Origin of the sequence: Yersinia alsatica (assembly GCF_902170305.1) — a bacterium.
Classification (GTDB): Bacteria; Pseudomonadota; Gammaproteobacteria; order Enterobacterales; family Enterobacteriaceae; genus Yersinia; species Yersinia alsatica.
Genome location: NZ_CABHWW010000034.1, coordinates 66,189 through 85,075 on the forward strand (window position 1 = coordinate 66,189; position 18,887 = coordinate 85,075).

An 18,887-nucleotide genomic window follows, 5' to 3' on the forward strand; every position below is an offset into this window, starting at 1 on the left:
CCCCATTGGACCTCAAACCCCTAACGTAGTGGTCTCCAAGAACATTCAGGACTGATCCCAGGCGTCGATGGTCAAGACCTGATCGGCAGGACAGGCGGCTACGCGGTCGGGAACTGGATGGTGTTCAGTCTCATGCCGACCCCATTCGATTGATCGCGTCGCTTGCGGCACGCTGCGACGCAAGGAGGTTTGCGACCTGGTTTAGCAGCCGTGTCCGCTGCATGTCTGTTACCTATCTCCCCGACCGCTCATTGGACCAACTCCAGAGATTGGGCTCTATCGCTCAGCCAATACGAAACCGGCATTGGCTGATGCCACAACCGAGACGAACACAAATGGCTCGGTACCTGTATTTCGCGCCCCGTGCACTTGGCCCGGTCTTGCCACGGCTATCTCACCTTCCCTGAGGGCACGAACAATCCCATTGCCCTGAAAGTAATCAGCCATTCCCGACAAAACAGTCCACGTGTCTTGGCCGTGAGGATGAATGTGAGCCGCAATTTCCTGCCCGGGATGGACATGCCAAACCACGATAATTGAGTCTCGGGTTTCAAGCACAACGGAACGAATAGGCTCGCCTTCGGACGGCTGAACATACTCGGCTACAGAAAATATTCTCGATTCAACAGTCATCGGAGATCCCTCTTTCACAGTGCCCCCAGACAGGCTGGATATGAGTTCTAACTCGAATTTGAACGGGAGGCTGGTCGTGCGGTCGTGCAGTTGCCGATGAGCGTGTCGGCTGCTGCCTCCTTGCCCACCAGCGAACCAGACGGTCGCATGCGCATCCTTTCTTATCGAAACTCGTTGAGATGATATGCAATCAAGAATAGAATTTCAAGAACTATTTTCGAGAATCGCAATGCCTTGATTCCCGTGCCGCGCCGGTTGCCTTGGCGGGCTTGTCACAAACCTACGTTTTCAAGAAGAAGGAAACCGCATGCCCCGCCGTTCGATCCTCTCCGCCGCCGAGCGCGAAAGCCTGCTGGCGTTGCCGGACACCAAGGATGAGTTGATCCGTCACTACACGTTCAGCGAAAGCGACCTCTCCATCATCCGGCAGCGGCGCGGCCCGGCCAATCGGCTGGGCTTCGCGGTGCAGCTCTGCTACCTGCGCTTTCCCGGCGTCATCCTTGGCGCTGATGAGCCACCGTTCCCGCCATTGCTGAGACTGGTCGCCAACCAGCTCAAGGTCGGCATCGAAAGCTGGGACGAGTACGGGCAGCGTGAGCAGACCCGACGCGAGCACCTGGTCGAGCTGCAAACGGTGTTCGGCTTCCAGCCGTTCACGATTGGCCACTACCGGCAGGCTGTCCAGTTGCTGACCGAGCTGGCCATGCAAACCGACAAGGGCATCGTGCTGGCCAGAGCCTTGATCGAGCACCTGCGGCGGCAGTCGGTCATTGTGCCCGCCCTCAACGCCGTCGAGCGGGCGAGCGCCGAAGCGATTACCCGCGCCAACCGGCGTCTCTACGACGCCTTGGCTGAGCCGCTGACGGACGTGCATCGCCGTCGCCTCGACGATCTGCTCAAGCGCCGCGACAACGGCAAGACGACGTGGCTGGCCTGGCTGCGGCAATCCCCGGTCAAACCGAACTCGCGGCACATGCTGGAACACATCGAACGCCTCAAGGCGTGGCAGGCGCTCGACCTGCCCTCCGGCATCGAGCGGCTGGTTCACCAGAACCGGCTGCTCAAGATCGCCCGCGAGGGCGGCCAGATGACGCCCGCCGACCTGGCGAAGTTCGAGCCGCAGCGGCGTTACGCGACCCTGGTGGCGCTCGCCATCGAGGGCATGGCCACCGTCACCGACGAAATCATCGACCTGCATGACCGCATCCTGGGCAAGCTGTTCAATGCCGCCAAGAACAAGCATCAGCAGCAGTTCCAGGCATCCGGCAAGGCGATCAATGCCAAGGTGCGGCTGTTCGGGCGCATCGGCCAGGCGCTGATCGAGGCCAAGCAAGCGGGCCGCGATCCGTTCGCCGCCATCGAGGCCGTCATGTCCTGGGATGCTTTCGCCGAGAGCGTCACCGAAGCGCAGCGGCTCGCGCAACCCGAGGACTTCGATTTCCTGCACCGCATCGGCGAGAGCTACGCCACGCTGCGCCGCTACGCGCCGGAATTTCTCGACGTGCTCAAGTTGCGGGCCGCGCCCGCCGCCAAGGACGTACTCGACGCCATCGAGGTGCTGCGCAGCATGAACAGCGACAACGCCCGCAAGGTGCCCACCGACGCGCCGACCGAGTTCATCAAGCCGCGCTGGCAGAAGCTGGTGATGACCGACACCGGCATCGACCGGCGCTACTACGAACTGTGCGCGCTGTCGGAGCTGAAGAACGCGCTGCGCTCCGGCGACATCTGGGTGCAAGGCTCGCGCCAGTTCAAGGACTTCGAGGACTACCTGGTGCCGCCCGCGAAATTCGCCAGCCTCAAGCAGGCCAGCGAATTGCCGCTGGCCGTGGCCACCGATTGCGACCAGTACCTGCATGACCGGCTGACGCTGCTGGAAACGCAGCTCGCCACCGTCAACCGCATGGCGCTGGCCAACGAGCTGCCGGACGCCATCATCACGGAGTCGGGCCTGAAGATCACGCCGCTCGATGCGGCGGTGCCCGATACCGCACAGGCCCTGATCGACCAGACGGCGATGATCCTACCGCACGTCAAGATCACCGAATTGCTGCTGGAGGTAGACGAATGGACGGGCTTCACCCGGCACTTCGCCCACCTGAAGTCAGGCGACCTGGCCAAGGACAAAAACCTGTTGCTGACCACGATCCTCGCCGACGCGATCAACCTGGGCCTGACCAAGATGGCGGAATCGTGCCCCGGCACGACCTACGCCAAGCTGGCCTGGCTGCAAGCCTGGCACATCCGCGACGAAACCTACGGGGCGGCACTGGCCGAGCTGGTCAACGCGCAGTTCCGACATCCCTTCGCCGAGCATTGGGGCGACGGCACCACGTCATCGTCGGACGGCCAGAACTTCCGCACCGGCAGCAAGGCCGAGAGCACCGGCCACATCAATCCGAAATACGGCAGCAGCCCAGGGCGGACGTTCTACACCCATATCTCCGACCAGTACGCGCCGTTCCACACCAAGGTCGTGAACGTCGGCGTGCGCGACTCGACCTACGTGCTCGACGGCCTGCTGTATCACGAATCCGACCTGCGGATCGAGGAGCACTACACCGACACGGCAGGGTTCACGGACCACGTCTTCGCGTTGATGCACCTGCTGGGCTTCCGCTTCGCCCCGCGCATTCGTGACCTGGGCGACACCAAGCTCTACATCCCGAAGGGCGATGCCACCTACGAGGCGTTGAAACCGATGATCGGCGGCACGCTCAACATCAAGCACGTCCGCGCCCATTGGGATGAAATCCTGCGGATGGCCACCTCGATCAAGCAGGGCACGGCGACGGCCTCGCTGATGCTCAGGAAGCTTGGCAGCTACCCGCGCCAGAACGGCCTGGCCGTCGCCCTGCGTGAGCTGGGACGCATCGAGCGCACACTGTTCATCCTGGACTGGCTGCAAAGCGTCGAGCTGCGCCGCCGCGTGCATGCCGGGCTGAACAAAGGCGAGGCGCGCAACGCGCTGGCCCGCGCCGTGTTCTTCAACCGCCTGGGGGAAATCCGCGACCGCAGCTTCGAGCAGCAGCGCTACCGGGCCAGCGGCCTCAACCTGGTGACGGCGGCCATCGTGCTATGGAACACGGTCTATCTGGAGCGGGCCGCGAACGCCTTGCGTGGCCACGGTCAAGCCGTCGATGACGGCCTGTTGCAGTACCTGTCGCCGCTCGGCTGGGAGCACATCAACCTGACCGGCGATTACCTCTGGCGCAGCAGCGCCAAGATCGGCGCGGGCAAGTTCAGGCCGCTACGGCCGCTGCAACCGGCTTAGCGTGCTTTATTTTCCGTTTTCTGAGACGACCCCTATTTGTATTCTTCAGAAGAAAGGAAATTTCACGACAGCCCTTTACACATCCCTCAATACCAGGAGGTGAGCACGATCAGGATACCTGCCATTCAGAGAGTTTCAGATTAACTGATGCGTTGAGAATATTTGTCCTATTGCTCAGGTTGTAATGAGATCCGGTTCAACTCCACCATGACCGACGGTAGGACATGGGCCTGAAAAACCTCTCTACATGCTGACAGGTTGCCCGTCACTAGAAATTCCACCGGTGTAACCAGTTTGTCCTCTTCCGAAAATCCACAGGTCAGAGCCGACTTCCTTACCAGCAGTGCATTCGTATCGATGTATTCCTGAACTAAAAGAGCTTCATTGTCCCAGTCTTCGTCACTCACCGCTGCATTGACCCAGCCCTGCGATTTAAGCTGTTCAATTGCGTACGTCAGCCGGTACAAATCCGACTTTGCAGACACAGGTCCGGCACACGAAGACCAGAGATATTCCAGACGACTGAATAAGCTTGCGGCAAGACCTTTCTGGCGCCCCAGCACCACCAGACTCTCAATATCGGATGCGATTGAACGCGTAAACCGTTTTTGCTTATACGCCACCGTTAACCAGCGCAGTAAAAATGCGTGCGTGCTGAGTGGCGACAACGCATGACCATCCTGCTGCGCGGTACGTAAGGCGACAAGCGCACACCATGCAAAATGTTCCAGTGCCGTGACGGTTTGTTCCGGGGGAGGATATCGTGGGTTTTCTTCATTCAGGAATTATATCGGCGCAGCAGAGATCGGGGAAGTCCGGGATAAGGTGCGTATTTTCAGACCTGAATTAACTGTCATCTCCTTTGTTTACAGAGACCATTACTTTCACGGACAAACCACACCCGTTCTGGCTGTCATCACGGGAGATACCATTTCATTCACCCTGGTCTGTAGCTGACTGAATGGCTGTGAAAATGAACATCTTTCTGTGCGACTGATAATGAAAGACGCCATACTGGTGACGTTGCTATCAGTACCCGTCACAGTGCGCCATGCCTCTCTGAGTATCACGCTCATCTCCTGCTGTACGACCTCATCGCGCCAGGCCCCCAGCGTATCAAGATTCATCAGCAGCGCCATTTTACACTCTGGTGCACTGACAGACTCCCACAGCCAGCGCAGTACTGTGGGAGGTGAATGATGGCGTGCCTGCTGACACTGGCGCGAATATTGGCCGGTCCGCTGCCAGACTTCGGTGTGAAAACGCAAAATCAATGACCGGTAATCGCTCATGGTTTCACGATACGGCAATTTCAGCGTAAAGCTGAATGCCACCAGTCGCGGGTAATGGTCAACAGCCTGCTGCAGAAAAGCACATGTATTCGCTACATCTGTAGCATTACTAGCGGTTGTAGCGGGTAAATAATGATTCATATGAGAGACTCTCAACGTTGCGCCAGCAAGGATCAGAGGATTGATTTATAGCGGCACAGAAGGTTTAATCGATGGGTTATTGTGGGTCAGAAGTGGCTCCGCACCAGAGCGATCACGACAAGCAAAATACTCGCTCACTCGCTTTTGGTGCCCGATTTGCTTTATCCTGCTGAAGATAGAATCCAGATTAGCCGTGTGGGCAATAACAATGAATAACGTTAATAACTACCCTGTTGAAGCTTTTCCGCCCGTTTTACGTGACGCGATAACGGCGTTTCATGAAGACACCCTGATCCCTGTCGAAATGATTGGCAGCACAGTCCTGGCCGCTGTCGCCCTAGCTCGGCAACCGCTGATCGATGTTGCTTCCCCCTTCGGTAATAAGAAGCCAGAACCCTGCTCATTGTATTTTCTGACATTGGCGAAATCAGGAGAAGGGAAGAGCCCGGTGCGCGAATGTATGATGGAGCCCTTCGAGACTTTTGCAGCAGAGATGCATGCCGAATATGAAGCACTCTTTGATGCTTATAAAAAAGACCATGCTATCTGGTCCTCGAAGGAAAAAGCGTTAAACCGCAATTTTCAGAAAGCCTCTAAACATGGTGGAGACAGTGACGTTGAAGAATTATTGCTTCGCGAACACCAGGCTGCAGAGCCGACAAAACCCAGGGCATTTGAAATGTTCTATGAAGATGCCACGCCCGAAGGGATTATTCAGGGATTAAAAGAATATCCCTATGCCGGTGTATTCGCTGATGAAGCCATTACCTTCTTTACCGGCCACCTGAAAAACAACCTTGGCCTGCTGAACAAAATATGGAAAAACGAACCACTGTCACTTTCCCGAAAGAAAGAAGGCAGTATACGGCTCAATGCTTACCTGACCTTTTTACTTATGGTGCAACCTGAAATATTTGAAGAGTATTTAGAGAAAAATGGCAAGCGCGCTGTTTCAAGTGGTTTTCTGGCACGATTTCTTTTTACGAACACCGCGAGCACTATCGGGCAACGACGAATAAACCTGAATCAGGAAAAATCCAGAAACGCCCTTGATGCTTTGTTTACCCGATTTAACCATTTCCTCCAGAAACAAAAAGAACGGTTTTATGATGACACAATTCAGAAGCAAACTTTAGCGTTGTCGGATAACGCAAAAATGCTATTTGAAGAAAGGATAAACCAGTATCAATTAAGTATTGGTGAAAATCAACCACGGGAACATATTGCAGAGTTTGTATCTAAAGCAGGCAGCCATGCAATACGCATTGCCGCTTTATTTAGCTTCAGCTCAATAGAAGGCATCCCTGAAAGTACTCTGAGGGATGCCTTCACGATTACTGAATGGCACATTAATCAGGCCGACAAGTATTTTTACATACTGAGCGAGCAGTATCAGTTACAGCAAGATGTGTATGAGTTGTTTGACTGGATAAAAAACAGATTTAACAATCCCAAAGGAACAATGAAAGTTGCCACCAGTTATTACGGAGGCTTTCAGGATGTAAACCTGAAGCAGTGGCAGCCATTTTTAAGAAATGAACTTGAGACTCACGGCCCCGCTAGATTGAGAAAAGCTGAACGTTTAATACCGGTACTGAATCAACTCATTCAACTGGGACTGATTGTCACAATATGCTACCCACCACAACGTGCGCTTTATATCTCGATGGCAGGTACCGATGCGTATGGTAATATAGTTGCCCTGAATAATTTTTTCCCTCAATACAACCTTGTGGGCTACAGAAATAATGCCACTCAACCACTGAGTGGATACGATTCCAACAGACTGCAATGGCAATAATTGTTATCGAAATGTTTTACAAAACATTAGTGTCGTATGTGGAGTTCATCTGTCCGGTGGGATTCTGCTGATAGCCAGAAGTCAGCCAAGAAAAGAGATGAGAGTTTTCATTACAGCCTGCCAAAGCTGCTAAAATTTTCTTTTTTAGCAGATTTAGCGGCGCTCTTATAAAAAAATGCACATCATGCGTACAGAATTCACACAATAGTAAACCACAACGCATTACGTCAACGTTGGCTTCAGTGACTGTTATACCACGCCAGATTGCTATGAAATTATTACAAGGAATCGTGAGGAACCACTGGTTAGTTAAGTGCTTTTTATCTACAGTATTGGACCGGTGATTATTTAACTCACTATCACCGCTGAGTTAACATGCTCCGTCATTTATTCTCGAAATTCAGTTTAGTTTATTCCAAAAAGCTGTAAACGAGAGACCTGCAAGGTGCACATAAAACATTCGCACAGGCTCTCATTATAAATACACAAGAATAATTAGCGCATGCCTATCTGTAATATTTAAACAACCCAGATAACAAACAGGGTTACATAAATATTTAAGATCCACAGGAGAGTTTATGGGGGGTATACGGCTCGCACATCAGGATGCATTATGCACGGGACTCAGCAATACGTTTCTGAACCCATTCCTCAACCTCACTTTTAAGCCAGCGCGAACTACGCCCCAGCTTAATCGGCTTTGGGAATAAACCTTCCTGAATCAACTTGTAAAACCATTTATCGCTGCACCCGGTAAATTCCGTAATGAATGCCATATCGACCATTTTATCACTGAGCAGGCTGCGGGTTGTTATATCTGTCATGACGATTTCTCTCTGTCTTAAGGAAATGAAAGACAGGAGCACTAGGAATGATTGATTTATCGTTAACCTGGTACTCCGCCATAACATTCCTTTCGCCAGTAGAAAAATACTTATGACCTAATCAGTACTGACTGCAGCCAAAGTTACGCTGGCTGTCTGAATTATCTTTGCTGTAGTCCTTGGCCAGATAGTTAAGCCTGTCAGTGACATTTGATAACTGGGCAGTAAAGCCATTATGGTTTTTACTCAGGTGGTAGTAACAACTGGCAGGAAACTCTACTAGGGGGTAATATTGCTGATGATTAACCACAGTATTCAGTCCCAGCGCCCGTACCCAGGCCTCCATAATCATCATGGCCAGATTGTGAGTGTATTCTCCATCCGTACTGGTATAGCTTCCTGGATAGGCATACGCTTCTCGATTAAAGAGCAGGGCCACGTGATAATGCTTTTTACCGTACTCATTAAACTCCCTTGCCCAGATATGACGAACATGACAGGAATGAACTCGTTTACCTGCATTACATTTTTTCAGTAAATCAGCTTCAATCTGTGCTTTAAGGGAAACAACGAAACGGGTGACTATTCCTGAGTCAGACTTATATGAACCGGTTTCAATCTCAGGCAAACGAAGGTCTACCCTCAGGACCATTACACGCGGATACTCATTCAGGGCTTTAGTGATAGTCTCCTGAATACGCTTAACATAGTTCTGGTTCAATGTACCGTAGCTGTCGGTATTAATGCTCATTATGAAAGACCTTGTGTTAGTGAGTTTGTTCAATAGGATATACACCGTCAGTAATAAATTACTTTCTGTTCTGCAGAGTAATACCAGGAAGTGATTAAGTGCGAATGTGTGTTACTGGTACCACGACAGGTATAGTTTTGTTGATTGATCATATTTATTGAATTGGTTTGTTATCTGGAATTGCTTATATAACCGTTACTCTGTCTGATACACTTATTGATATAATCATACAAACACCAACGAGTGTATCTATATTAATATATTACCAACCCGACAAGCATTAACGTATTTTTATAAGAAAATACAATAGAAGAAGGAAACACTTAAAAACCGTATTTTCACATCAGATAACTGCTTGTTTTTACTCTCAAGTTAGCACTCCTGTCACATATAATAGCCAGCATAATAACGGGTCTATTGAACCTGCTCTGTCATACCCTAAACTGTCCTTTCAACAGGAACAGTTCACCTCCCTAAAAAATTACATTCAAAAAAATTTCAGACCTATATTACCAGGGTGAGAACGGCAGCAGAAATGCTGCCATTTTATTATTTCACTCACGGAGGTTAATGTGTCCGATAAAACCGAACAGGGTCTTGATACCCTGAAGCAACAGCTGTCTCTCCTGCCCGAAACACTCTCCCGCACAATACTGAACCGCATCCGCCAGCATATCCATTATGAGCCAGTCATCGGCATCATGGGTAAAACAGGGAGTGGCAAAAGTTCGCTCTGCAATGCCCTCTTTCAGCAGCCCCTTAGTCCGGTCAGCGATGTCCAGGGTTGTACCCGCGAACCGCTTCGCTTCACGCTCGATATCGGCGGGCGCCGCATGACGCTGGTCGATTTGCCCGGTGCAGGCGAATCTCTGGACTATGACCGTGAATACCGGCAGCTGTATAAAGAGCAGCTACCGACGCTGGATCTTATTCTCTGGGTGATGAAAGCGGATGACCGGGCCTGCGCGACCGATGAAGCATTTCACCGGTTCCTGCTCAAGTGCGGTGTCTCACCAGGCAGCATTGTCTTCGTCATTAACCAGGCCGACAAGGCGGAACCCTCGCTGGAATGGGACAGAGAAGCGCGTCAGCCCTCCACCGGCCAGTTGCTGACGCTGACCGCCCGAAGCGCAGCCATCTCACGGCAGTTTTCCTGTCCTTATCCGGTGCACGCAGTGTCAGCAAAAACCGGCTACAACCTGGCCCGTCTGGTTGAAACCATGATATTTGCCCTGCCACCGGAAGCCAGCAGCGGCGTGTTTCGTCAGGTCAGGGAAGAGCACCGATCTGCGGAGGCAGAGAGTACCGCCCGACAGGATTTTGGCGATCTGCTGGGTGAGCTGTTCAGCCGGATAGTGGATGCCATTCCGCTGCCAAAGCCGGTCCGTGAAGCGCTGGGAACAATCCGCGACGGCATTGTGAATGCTGCTTCTGCGCTGTGGCACTTACTTTTTTGAGGAGGTGGAAAATGATACTCAGGAAGCTGACACGGCTCCTGTTGCGCATGCTGCTGCGCTATATCCGGAGACAGATTGTAACCCGGATCCTGGATTACTGCCGGCGCGCAGGCTGGCCAGAGAAAGAGATCCAAAGCGTACGTTGTGCCCTCGTCATTCTGTTTCGCCTCTTACTGCGTTTGCTCAGATCGAGATTAATAAAACGCCATACTACAGCCACCTTCAGCCCTGACAACGCGTCCTGCTGACCGGCTTTATGACAGGGTATGACCACCTGCAGCTCACTCACTGAACAATGTGAAATTATCCACGTATATTCAGTCAGTTAACGTGGGAAAAAAATTTCATCTTTTCTGCCGCTCGCTCTCATCACTGGTCATAACCTGTCCACCCTATCCTGCATAATAACCGCATGAGTTATCTCAGTATTTTCCATTCACGGAGGGTATATGCGCGCGACGGACTCTGCGTACCGACACGACAGGCTGGCCCTCAGGCTGTCAGTTATTATCAGCCGGCTTCTTGCCGGTGAATCTCTTTCACTGAAAGCGCTGTCCGGTGAATTTGGCGTATCTGAACGCACCCTGCGCCGGGATTTTTCTCAGCGTCTGCTTCATCTGGATCTGACCGGCGATAACGGCTGCTGGCGGTTACGGACAAATCCGATGCGTGATCATACTCCTGGTGCGCTGGCGTTTGCCCGCAACACCGGAATAGCCCGCCTCATTCCCTCACAGAGCCGTCAGTTAATGCAGCTGTTGATGGATGAAAACGGCACATCGCCGTGTCTGATAGGTCATGTACATCAGCCTGCGGGGATCCTCCCGGACTGCTTTCAGCGGCTTGCTGAGGCGATTTACCACCACCGGATGGTCAGCCTGCTGGTTAAGGGCATCCGTCACGACCACCTCGAGCCCTACCGGCTGATTTTCTCACAGGCATGCTGGTTTCTAGTGGCCTGCCGGCAGGGAGCCATTCACGTTTTCTCGCTTCACGAGATTATCTCCGTCTCGCTTTCAGAGCAGCATTTCAGACATCGCAACGAGACTAATGCACTAATCGCCATGGAGGACTTTATCAACGCTCTTCCGCATTTTCACTTTATCAGCAACGTCATTCATACCTTCCGGGAGCATTCTCCCGAACCTCACACCAGACCAAAAGGAGTTAAAACATGAAACACGGTAAAGCCCGGTTGCTGAGCGCAGGAATGATGCTGGCATCGCTTTCGGCCGTAAATGCCGCTACACCCGACGCACTTATACAGGCACACCACCAGCGCTGCGGCAAACCCGTCTTCTATGCGCAGACCGCTAACCATAAAAAGGAGGTTGAAATTTGCATCATCTCCCCGTCGGTATCGTACTCATTCGGTAAGACCGGCGCAGAACATAAGGAAATGGACATTACCGTACCGGCAAACACCACCACGTATGCATACCAGAGCAATCAGGTAATCAGTCTGCAGGAATTCACGGTCCGGAACGGTAATACCTCATACCAGGTATCTGCCGGGACAAACGATGAAGGCAGACCGTTCGCGTCCCTGGACGTTTACAAGGGAACACCTGAGACGGGTAAGCATCTGGCGGAAATCCGGCTCGACCCGGATACGGTGGTGAACAACATCAGCCATGCACTTGAACAGGAAGGCGTGGCGCAATCAGACAACCTCTGAGCAGAGGCGTTTTAACGAATGGACTATTCACACAATGATTAACAGGCAATTAAAAATGACGATGGCTTCCAGGAGCGTATTACTGGCCGTCACGCTGCTGTCAGCGCTGGCCCTGAGCGGCTGTGGTGACAAAAACGAACGTGAGTTTATCCGGGGCTGTAAGTCCGGTGGCGGGACAACCGCGGTCTGCGGCTGTATCTGGGAAGAGCTGAAGACGAAATATACCCACGGAGAACTGGAGAAAATGAACCAGCAGTACGGCTATGTACCCTCGCGTTTTATGGACAACATGCTGAGCGCCGCTAAGCAGTGCAGAAAATAAGGACTGAACAGAATGCCGCTAGTTATTAAATATTTCGCAATTGCCTTCGGCATCGCGCTTGTTGTCGTCCTGTTTAACGTATTCGGGAACACGGGCGAAATCCGCAGTTTCGGGCAGGGGATGGGGTATCTGTTCTGGATGACGCTCGGTCCCGGTGCCGGTATGACCATCGGCGCGTTCCTGCGCCAGTGGCTGATGCCGGACAGCATCTATACCACTGGCGGAATGGGCGGCCTGTTAAAACCCCGGCTGTTCTGGCTTGCGGGTCCTCAGTGTATCGGCTGGCTGGCCGGTCTGATGACGGTGGGTAAACAGCTGATGTAGTGCCTTACTCGAAGAAATTCACCCCTACACCATACAAGAATGGCAATAAATTTAAATATCTTTCAGAAAGGAAAGACCCTCATGTTTAAACATGTACTGACTGCCACGCTGCTCATCATAAGCGCCTCTGCCCTGGCTGACACTGCGCCTCTGTCCGTGAATTCACAGGGAACGTATCTGATTAATAATCCGAATCTCCCCGTCTGGCAGCTCACCCTGACCAGCCTGGAAAACGACATCACCATTAAGTCACTCACGCTCAACCGGGGCATCTGCCTGATTTCCATCGCAGGCCGGGGTAAGAATATGAACAAACGTCTGGGCTACGGGCAGACGTTCTCTTTCACCACACCGAGTAACAGTAACTTCACCCAGTGTCGCCCACTGGAGCTGACAGTCCAGACCAGCAAGGGACCATACACCTTTAACTGGCAGTAAGGGCAACCGCTTTTTCTGCACTCAATATCTGAAGCCATTATCTGATAAGGAAATTATCCCATGACCGACATCATTACCCTAAGCCAGCGGCTGAATACCCGTACGCTGCATTTTGTCCTGCTCAGCATGGCCACCTGCGGCGTCTGGCCGCTGCTCTGGCTCTACAAAAAGCAGGATATCATCAGCGAAACTACGGGTTATCCGTTTTACGGCAATTTGTTTGTTATATGGCTCACCGTCTGTTTCGGGCTCAGCCGCCAGCTGGGTGCTATGGCAGCGCCTGACCCGTACGGCTATGACTCAACCGGCGATATCCTGCTGGCCATCAGCGGGCTGCTCTCAGTGGCCAGTGGAGTGATGTATGTGGTCTGGGCCTTTAAGGCGAGAACGGCTCTGCGTCACTATGCGCTGAACACGTTTCGCTTTGACCTGAAGATGAACGCCTTTTATACCGTGCTGTTTAACGTCTTCTACATCACGTACTGCATCAATGACATGCAGCAGGCGCTGGCGAAGCACCAGATTATTCACGGCACTCCCGCAACATCGAATGAACCCGCTCCGGCCAGGGCAGAACAGACGAACCCGTCCTGACGACTGCCACAACACAGGTATTACACACCACCGACACCCTGCTCATCCGAGCGGGGCGTTTTCTTTTGTCTCTCAGAAAGGAAATTTCCATGCGCTTAGCCAGCCGTTTTGGCGCTGCCAGCCTCGTGCGCCGCGACCGTCCGTTAACCCGCGATGAACTGGCGCACTATGTGCCCAGCGTCTTCAGCGAAGAAAAACATGCATCCCGCAGCGAGCGTTACACGTACATCCCGACCATCACCCTGCTGGATAACCTGCAGCGGGAAGGCTTCCAGCCGTTCTTTGCCTGCCAGACACGCGTGCGCGACCTGAATAAACGCGACCACACAAAGCACATGCTGCGCCTCAGGCGTGAGGGGCAAATCACCGGCAAACAGGTCCCCGAAATCATCCTGCTTAACAGTCACGACGGCTCCAGCTCCTACCAGATGCTGCCGGGGTTGTTTCGCTTTGTCTGCCAGAACGGGCTTGTCTGCGGCGAAACCTTTGGTGAGGTGCGCGTGCCGCATAAGGGCAATGTGGTGGAGAAAGTCATTGAAGGGGCTTATGAGGTGCTGGGGATATTTGACAGGGTTGAAGAAAAACGGGATGTCATGCAGTCGCTTTTACTTCCCCCACCGGCACAGCAGGCTTTTGCAAAAGCCGCGCTGACGTACCGCTTTGGTGAAGAGCACCAGCCGGTGACGGCATCCCAGATACTGACGCCCCGACGCTATGAAGACCGTCAGGACGACCTGTGGTCAGTTTTCAATCGTTGCCAGGAGAACCTGCTGAAAGGGGGACTGCCTGGACGGACCGCCAAAGGCAAACGCAGTCAGACGCGCGCAGTTAAAGGCATAGACGGCGACGTTAAGCTCAACCGGGCGCTCTGGGTAATGGCGGAAGAACTGCAGCAGGCGCTGAGCTGATGCCACCGCTGCCCGATAACGCCCGCCAGCCCCCCTCTTATCCGCACTCCCTGGAGAACAATCCCTGCTGCCGCTCCATCTCCGATGACGACCTCTGCGCATGGTGTTCGCATCTTCTTTATCGTCCCGGTGAACTCAGCCTGTGCAGCTTAAGCATCACTGAAGGTCACTGGCCCTCCCGCTGTGATGAGGATGGCTATGCGCAGTCCTGCCCGTCACTCCGGCTTAACCAACATCCCCAACCCGATAAATAAACAAGGAAAAACTAACATGACCGATATTATTAACCTTAACAATACCCTCCCGTTACAACCACAACCTGCCGGTATCTGTTCTTCACCCTCGCTGACCGCCACCCTCGTGCAGGACGAGCAGCGCGTGGGGTTCTGGCCGCAGCACTTCGGCAGCATACCGCAGTGGATAATCCTCGAACCGACCGTCTTCGCCTGGATGGACCGCTTCTGTGCAGACTACAACGGCGGCATCTGGCAGTTTTACACACTGAGTAACGGCGGTGCGTTTATGGCCCCGGAATCGGAGAACAATGAACCCAGGACGCTGTTCAATACCCTGAACGGTAACGGCGGTGAACTCAGCGCTGAAGCCGCTGGGATTGCGGTTTGCCTTATCTCCTACAGCCACCACGCGTGCCGTACCGAATGCGATGCCATGACGGCGCACTACTACCGACTGCGGGACTACGCGCTCAGCCACGCGGAATGCAACGCCATCATGCACATCATCGACTGAGGTCAGCCGCGATGGAACAACAGTTACCGTTGTTTGCCCGTGAATTAGCCCCTGCCGACCAGCAGACGGTCAGGGAAGCCTTAACCCTGCTGGAGTGTCAGCTACGTGAACCCGGCGCGTCATTTACTTCCAGCCATGCTGTCCGCGACTGGCTTCGTCTGCAGCTCGCCTCACTGGAGCGGGAAGAGTTTACCGTACTCTTTCTCGATAACCAGCATCGACTGATAGCCCATGAAACGCTCTTCACCGGTACCATCAACCATACACAGGTCCATCCCCGTGAAGTGGTGAAATCAGGTCTGAAGCATAACTGCGCCGCTGTCATTGTCGCTCATTGCCATCCGTCAGGACTTGCTGACCCCAGCAATGCAGATCGGCAGGTCACTATACGTATTCAGCAGGCGCTGGAACTGGTGGATATCCGTCTGCTGGATCACCTGGTGGTCGGCGGTATGGAAATCACCTCGTTTGCCGAGAAAGGCTGGCTGTAGCACAACAGGAAAATAACCCGATGAAAATTATCAGTAAACGTCAGGCAATGGCGATATACCGCCAGCACCCTAAGTCCCGACTGTTTCGCTTCTGTACCGGGAAATACACGTGGTCCGGCAGCGTCTGCCACTACGCCGGTCGGGAAGTGCAGGATATCAGCGGTGTACTCGCGGTCTTCGCAGAACGTCGTCAGGACCGCAACGGCCCCTATGTCGTATTACGCAGCGTCACGCTGAATTAACACACGTTTAAGGAAGGCTAAAATTGTCGAATAAAATACCGGCAGCAAACCACGATATCGCTGAACCCTGGTGGGGGCTTAAACGCAGTATCACGCCCTGTTTTGGCGCTCGCCTGGTGCAGGAGAACAACCGGCTGCACTATCTCGCTGACCGTGCCAGTATCACCGGACAGTTCAGCGACGCGGATTTACGCCATCTTGACCAGGCATTCCCGCTGCTGTTGAAACAACTTGAACTGATGCTCACAAGTGATGAACTCACTCCACGCCATCAGCACTGTGTCACGTTATACGCAAAAGGGCTGACCTGCGAGGCGGACAGCCTCGGCTCGCATGGATACGTGTACGTGGCGATTTACCCAACACCATCTGAAGCAACCGCGTAAACCTTCGCACTACTTTCCCTCGTTTTAACCCATCAACAAAGAGATCCCACTATGCAAACCCAACCACTATCCTCCACGCAGGAGGCTTCGTCACGTCCGACGCCCGTTGAAATCTGGCAGCAACTTCTTATATATCTGCTGGAAAGACATTACGGCCTTTTGCTTCAAGACACACAGTTTGGTGATGGCAATGTGATTCAGCAGCATATTGATGCCGGGATTTCACTGGCAGATGCACTCAATTTTCTCGTTGAAAAATCTGAGCTGGTACGAATTGATCTCCCCGGTTTCTCCATTCAGCATCAGTCTCAGTTCATCAGCGCTATTGACATACTCCGGGCCAGAAAGGTCACCGGCCTGATGCAACGTACCGGCTATAAAGCAGTGACTTGCGCCATCAGTGGACGCTCTTCCGGGGGGCAGCAATGAGACTGTCCCTCACAGTAGAAGCCGACACCATTAACGTTTTGGCCCTGAATTCGGGCCGGATCGCCGTGGATATTGACGGTATTGAACTGGCCGACCTGATTAATGTGGTCTGCGATAACGGATATTTACTTCGCGTTGCTGACGAGCCAGGAAGACTGATTGTTGAAGATCCACTTTCGCCTGTCGCCCGCGTTAACGGCATTCAGTGCAGCACCGCACATATCACGGAGGAAGACAATGCTCTGCTGTTTACTCTTTCACACCAGTATGAAGACTTTGGTGAGTCTGAATGGATTTCGTACACCGGTTCGGGTTATCTGCTCAACCTGGGCGCGTGGTCGTTTCCGGTATTACGCCTCAAACGTCTCGGTCTGTCGAAAGCCTGTCGTCGCCTGGTGGTGACGCTTATCCGTCGCTATTCCGCTGGCATCATTCATCTGGATGCCTTTGGCGAAGTACTGCCGGGCTTCGCTACGTTTGACTGGTAGCGCAACCTCAATCTCCATAAGGTTTTCACATGCCGGAATTAACCACCGAAGCGGCTCTCAACATTCTGATCGACTGGCTGCAGGACAACATCGATTGTGGCAGCGAGATTATCTTCGACAACGACGAAGACAACACCGATTCAGCAAAGTTGTTGCCCCGAGTTGAACAGGCATTACAGAACGTTCGCGATCTCCACCATCTTCAGCTTTTGCAACAGGCCAGTACAGATTGACCACCGAACCGTACTCATCACTTACTCATAAGCGCCAGCCCTCACCGGCTGGCATTTTGCTTTATATAAGGAAAAAATAATGACCGGACAGGCTACTACTGAACCCGACGTCTTAACCAGGCACACTGACGTCATTTGCTCGACCAGTATCGAACGTATTGTCACCGGACGTAACGCTGCGCTGGCGCAAATTGAAGCGCTGATCCAGCAACTTAATGATATCTCGTCGCTGACCCGCAGTATCGGCGGTAAAACGGCCCTGGACTGGGCCATGAAGCAGGATTTTCGCTGCGGCTGCTGGCTGATGGAGAAACCAGAAACGGCAATGAAGGCTATCACCCGCAGTCTCGATCGCGGCATATGGCGGGATCTGATGAAAAAGTCCGGGATGCTGTCGCTCATGGACGCTCAGGCCCGTGATGAATGGTACCGAAACCTTGAAGGGGACGACATTCCTGTTGTAAGCGAAGCGAATGTTCTCAGTACCTTTGAGCTACTGCATCAGAGCAAGGGTGAGGTATTTGAACGTGGCGTCATCAACGTATTTAAAAGCTTATCGTGGGATTTTAAGACGAACTCACCCTGTAAATTTGGCAGGAAAATCATCGTCACGGGGCTGGTCAAATGTGACCGGTGGGGATTTGGTCTGAACTGGGGGTGGCAGCGTGACAGGCTGGCTGACCTGGAGCGTATGCTGATGCTCCTCGACGGCCAACCCTTTCCCGACAACCGCGCCGATGTTACCCGTCGTCTCGGCGATCATATCCATGAAAACAGGCACAGCAATCGTTATGAGGATGAGATGTTTGCGATCAAATATTTTCAGAAGGGTACTGCGCATATCAGCTTCAAAAGGCCAGAACTGCTTGATAAAATGAACGACATTGTAGCGAAGCATTTTCCTTCGATGTTACCCGCTCGTTCCTGAGTTTGAATCCCCCGATCCAGCACCAAAAAGGACAGAGGGTACAATTGAGGGTACAAAAACAATCAAACCAAAAATAAATCATAAAATTTAATAAATTAACTCAATACATCGATTCCGAGTCCGGCACCACATTCAGAGAAACCAGCCTAACAGCTGGTTTTTTGCTTTCTGACGTTTAGACTCTTCATCGAACACGTTCGATTATTCGCTCTGCAAGCAGCGCTCACCCCTGCGGGGCCATCGCCAGCGACGTTCAATCCCGCTGCGCGGGTTGTCCGAGTCCGGGCACCCTATTTAGAGAAACCAGCCTAACAGCTGGTTTTTTGCTTTCTGACGTTTGGACTCTTCATCGAACACGTTCGATTATTCGCTCTGCAAGCAGCGCTCACCCCTGCGGGGCCGTCGCCAGCGACGTTCAATCCCGCTGCGCGGGTTGTCCGAGTCCGGGCACCCTATTTAGAGAAACCAGCCTAACAGCTGGTTTTTTGCTTTCTGACGTTTGG

At 52.9% G+C, this 18,887-nt stretch carries 23 protein-coding genes; 18 read left to right on the forward strand and 5 right to left on the reverse strand.

Translation table 11 applies throughout. The annotated features are described in order from the left end of the window. Window positions 1–276 precede the first annotated feature (276 nt). Window positions 277–633: a cupin domain-containing protein gene (locus FTA96_RS21255; RefSeq protein WP_003465043.1), complete on the reverse strand. Its 357-nt coding sequence runs from the start codon at window positions 631–633 to the stop codon at window positions 277–279. A gap of 307 nt (window positions 634–940) precedes the next feature. Between FTA96_RS21255 and FTA96_RS21260 the strand changes: the two genes are divergently transcribed. Continuing rightward, window positions 941–3,907, forward strand: coding sequence for a Tn3-like element ISPa38 family transposase (locus FTA96_RS21260; RefSeq protein ID WP_003100881.1), 2,967 nt, complete (start codon window positions 941–943; stop codon window positions 3,905–3,907). Between the two features lie 167 nt (window positions 3,908–4,074). Here FTA96_RS21260 and FTA96_RS21265 read toward each other — a convergent pair whose 3' ends face one another. Beyond that, complete coding sequence (locus FTA96_RS21265) at window positions 4,075–4,689, reverse strand: DUF2913 family protein (RefSeq protein WP_314732606.1); 615 nt, start codon at window positions 4,687–4,689, stop codon at window positions 4,075–4,077. Between the two features lie 102 nt (window positions 4,690–4,791). Next, window positions 4,792–5,340 carry an inovirus-type Gp2 protein gene (locus FTA96_RS21270; protein WP_046051742.1) on the reverse strand — a complete coding sequence of 183 codons (549 nt, stop codon included), beginning with the start codon at window positions 5,338–5,340 and terminating at the stop codon, window positions 4,792–4,794. Window positions 5,341–5,548: 208 nt separating this feature from the next. On the opposite strand from FTA96_RS21270, the gene FTA96_RS21275 reads away from it, so the two are divergent. After that, window positions 5,549–7,141, forward strand: coding sequence for a YfjI family protein (locus FTA96_RS21275; protein WP_046051743.1), 1,593 nt, complete (start codon window positions 5,549–5,551; stop codon window positions 7,139–7,141). Between the two features lie 611 nt (window positions 7,142–7,752). Here the strand turns inward: FTA96_RS21275 and FTA96_RS21280 are convergent. Continuing rightward, window positions 7,753–7,965, reverse strand: coding sequence for a helix-turn-helix transcriptional regulator (locus FTA96_RS21280; protein ID WP_080342191.1), 213 nt, complete (start codon window positions 7,963–7,965; stop codon window positions 7,753–7,755). A gap of 121 nt (window positions 7,966–8,086) precedes the next feature. Next, a complete protein-coding gene (locus FTA96_RS21285; protein WP_046051744.1) occupies window positions 8,087–8,716 on the reverse strand; it encodes an inovirus Gp2 family protein in 630 nt (209 codons plus the stop codon). Window positions 8,717–9,288: 572 nt separating this feature from the next. Here FTA96_RS21285 and FTA96_RS21290 point away from each other — a divergent pair. The 16 genes from FTA96_RS21290 to FTA96_RS21370 all read left to right on the forward strand — a co-directional run bounded on the left by FTA96_RS21290 (window position 9,289) and on the right by FTA96_RS21370 (window position 18,384). Further along, window positions 9,289–10,173, forward strand: coding sequence for a GTPase family protein (locus FTA96_RS21290; RefSeq protein ID WP_046051745.1), 885 nt, complete (start codon window positions 9,289–9,291; stop codon window positions 10,171–10,173). Window positions 10,174–10,622: 449 nt separating this feature from the next. Then, window positions 10,623–11,351: a helix-turn-helix transcriptional regulator gene (locus tag FTA96_RS21295; RefSeq protein WP_046051746.1), complete on the forward strand. Its 729-nt coding sequence runs from the start codon at window positions 10,623–10,625 to the stop codon at window positions 11,349–11,351. Further along, complete coding sequence (locus FTA96_RS23625; RefSeq protein ID WP_235897561.1) at window positions 11,348–11,851, forward strand: hypothetical protein; 504 nt, start codon at window positions 11,348–11,350, stop codon at window positions 11,849–11,851. The genes FTA96_RS21295 and FTA96_RS23625 overlap by 4 nt, the downstream gene beginning before the upstream one ends. 61 nt (window positions 11,852–11,912) lie before the next feature. Further along, window positions 11,913–12,173, forward strand: a complete 261-nt coding sequence (locus FTA96_RS21305) for a hypothetical protein (protein ID WP_046052095.1) — start codon at window positions 11,913–11,915, stop codon at window positions 12,171–12,173. A gap of 12 nt (window positions 12,174–12,185) precedes the next feature. Next, window positions 12,186–12,497 (forward strand): hypothetical protein, encoded by a 312-nt coding sequence (locus FTA96_RS21310; protein ID WP_046051747.1) that lies wholly within the window; start codon window positions 12,186–12,188, stop codon window positions 12,495–12,497. 81 nt (window positions 12,498–12,578) lie between these two features. Further along, complete coding sequence (locus FTA96_RS21315) at window positions 12,579–12,935, forward strand: hypothetical protein (RefSeq protein WP_231854914.1); 357 nt, start codon at window positions 12,579–12,581, stop codon at window positions 12,933–12,935. Between the two features lie 60 nt (window positions 12,936–12,995). After that, the gene (locus FTA96_RS21320) at window positions 12,996–13,529 is read left to right on the forward strand and encodes a DUF4234 domain-containing protein (RefSeq protein WP_046051749.1); all 534 of its coding nucleotides are present in this window, start codon (window positions 12,996–12,998) and stop codon (window positions 13,527–13,529) included. Window positions 13,530–13,618: 89 nt separating this feature from the next. Further along, the gene (locus FTA96_RS21325) at window positions 13,619–14,437 is read left to right on the forward strand and encodes a DUF932 domain-containing protein (RefSeq protein ID WP_046051750.1); all 819 of its coding nucleotides are present in this window, start codon (window positions 13,619–13,621) and stop codon (window positions 14,435–14,437) included. Window positions 14,438–14,707: 270 nt separating this feature from the next. After that, window positions 14,708–15,187 (forward strand): antirestriction protein, encoded by a 480-nt coding sequence (locus tag FTA96_RS21335; protein WP_046051751.1) that lies wholly within the window; start codon window positions 14,708–14,710, stop codon window positions 15,185–15,187. A gap of 11 nt (window positions 15,188–15,198) precedes the next feature. After that, the gene (gene radC / locus FTA96_RS21340) at window positions 15,199–15,678 is read left to right on the forward strand and encodes a RadC family protein (RefSeq protein WP_046051752.1); all 480 of its coding nucleotides are present in this window, start codon (window positions 15,199–15,201) and stop codon (window positions 15,676–15,678) included. Window positions 15,679–15,698: 20 nt separating this feature from the next. After that, a complete protein-coding gene (locus FTA96_RS21345; RefSeq protein WP_046051753.1) occupies window positions 15,699–15,920 on the forward strand; it encodes a DUF987 domain-containing protein in 222 nt (73 codons plus the stop codon). A 23-nt stretch (window positions 15,921–15,943) separates the two neighbouring features. Next, window positions 15,944–16,306: a type IV toxin-antitoxin system YeeU family antitoxin gene (locus FTA96_RS21350; protein ID WP_046051754.1), complete on the forward strand. Its 363-nt coding sequence runs from the start codon at window positions 15,944–15,946 to the stop codon at window positions 16,304–16,306. Between the two features lie 51 nt (window positions 16,307–16,357). Beyond that, entirely contained in the window at window positions 16,358–16,735 is a 378-nt protein-coding gene (locus FTA96_RS21355) for a TA system toxin CbtA family protein (protein WP_046051755.1), read from the forward strand. Next, window positions 16,732–17,223, forward strand: coding sequence for a DUF5983 family protein (locus tag FTA96_RS21360; protein ID WP_046051756.1), 492 nt, complete (start codon window positions 16,732–16,734; stop codon window positions 17,221–17,223). The genes FTA96_RS21355 and FTA96_RS21360 overlap by 4 nt, the downstream gene beginning before the upstream one ends. A 29-nt stretch (window positions 17,224–17,252) precedes the next feature. After that, on the forward strand, window positions 17,253–17,456 hold the full coding sequence (locus FTA96_RS21365; protein ID WP_046051757.1) for a DUF957 domain-containing protein: 204 nt from the start codon (window positions 17,253–17,255) through the stop codon (window positions 17,454–17,456). 79 nt (window positions 17,457–17,535) lie between these two features. Further along, a complete protein-coding gene (locus tag FTA96_RS21370) occupies window positions 17,536–18,384 on the forward strand; it encodes a DUF4942 domain-containing protein (RefSeq protein ID WP_046051758.1) in 849 nt (282 codons plus the stop codon). The last annotated feature ends 503 nt before the right edge of the window (window positions 18,385–18,887 follow it).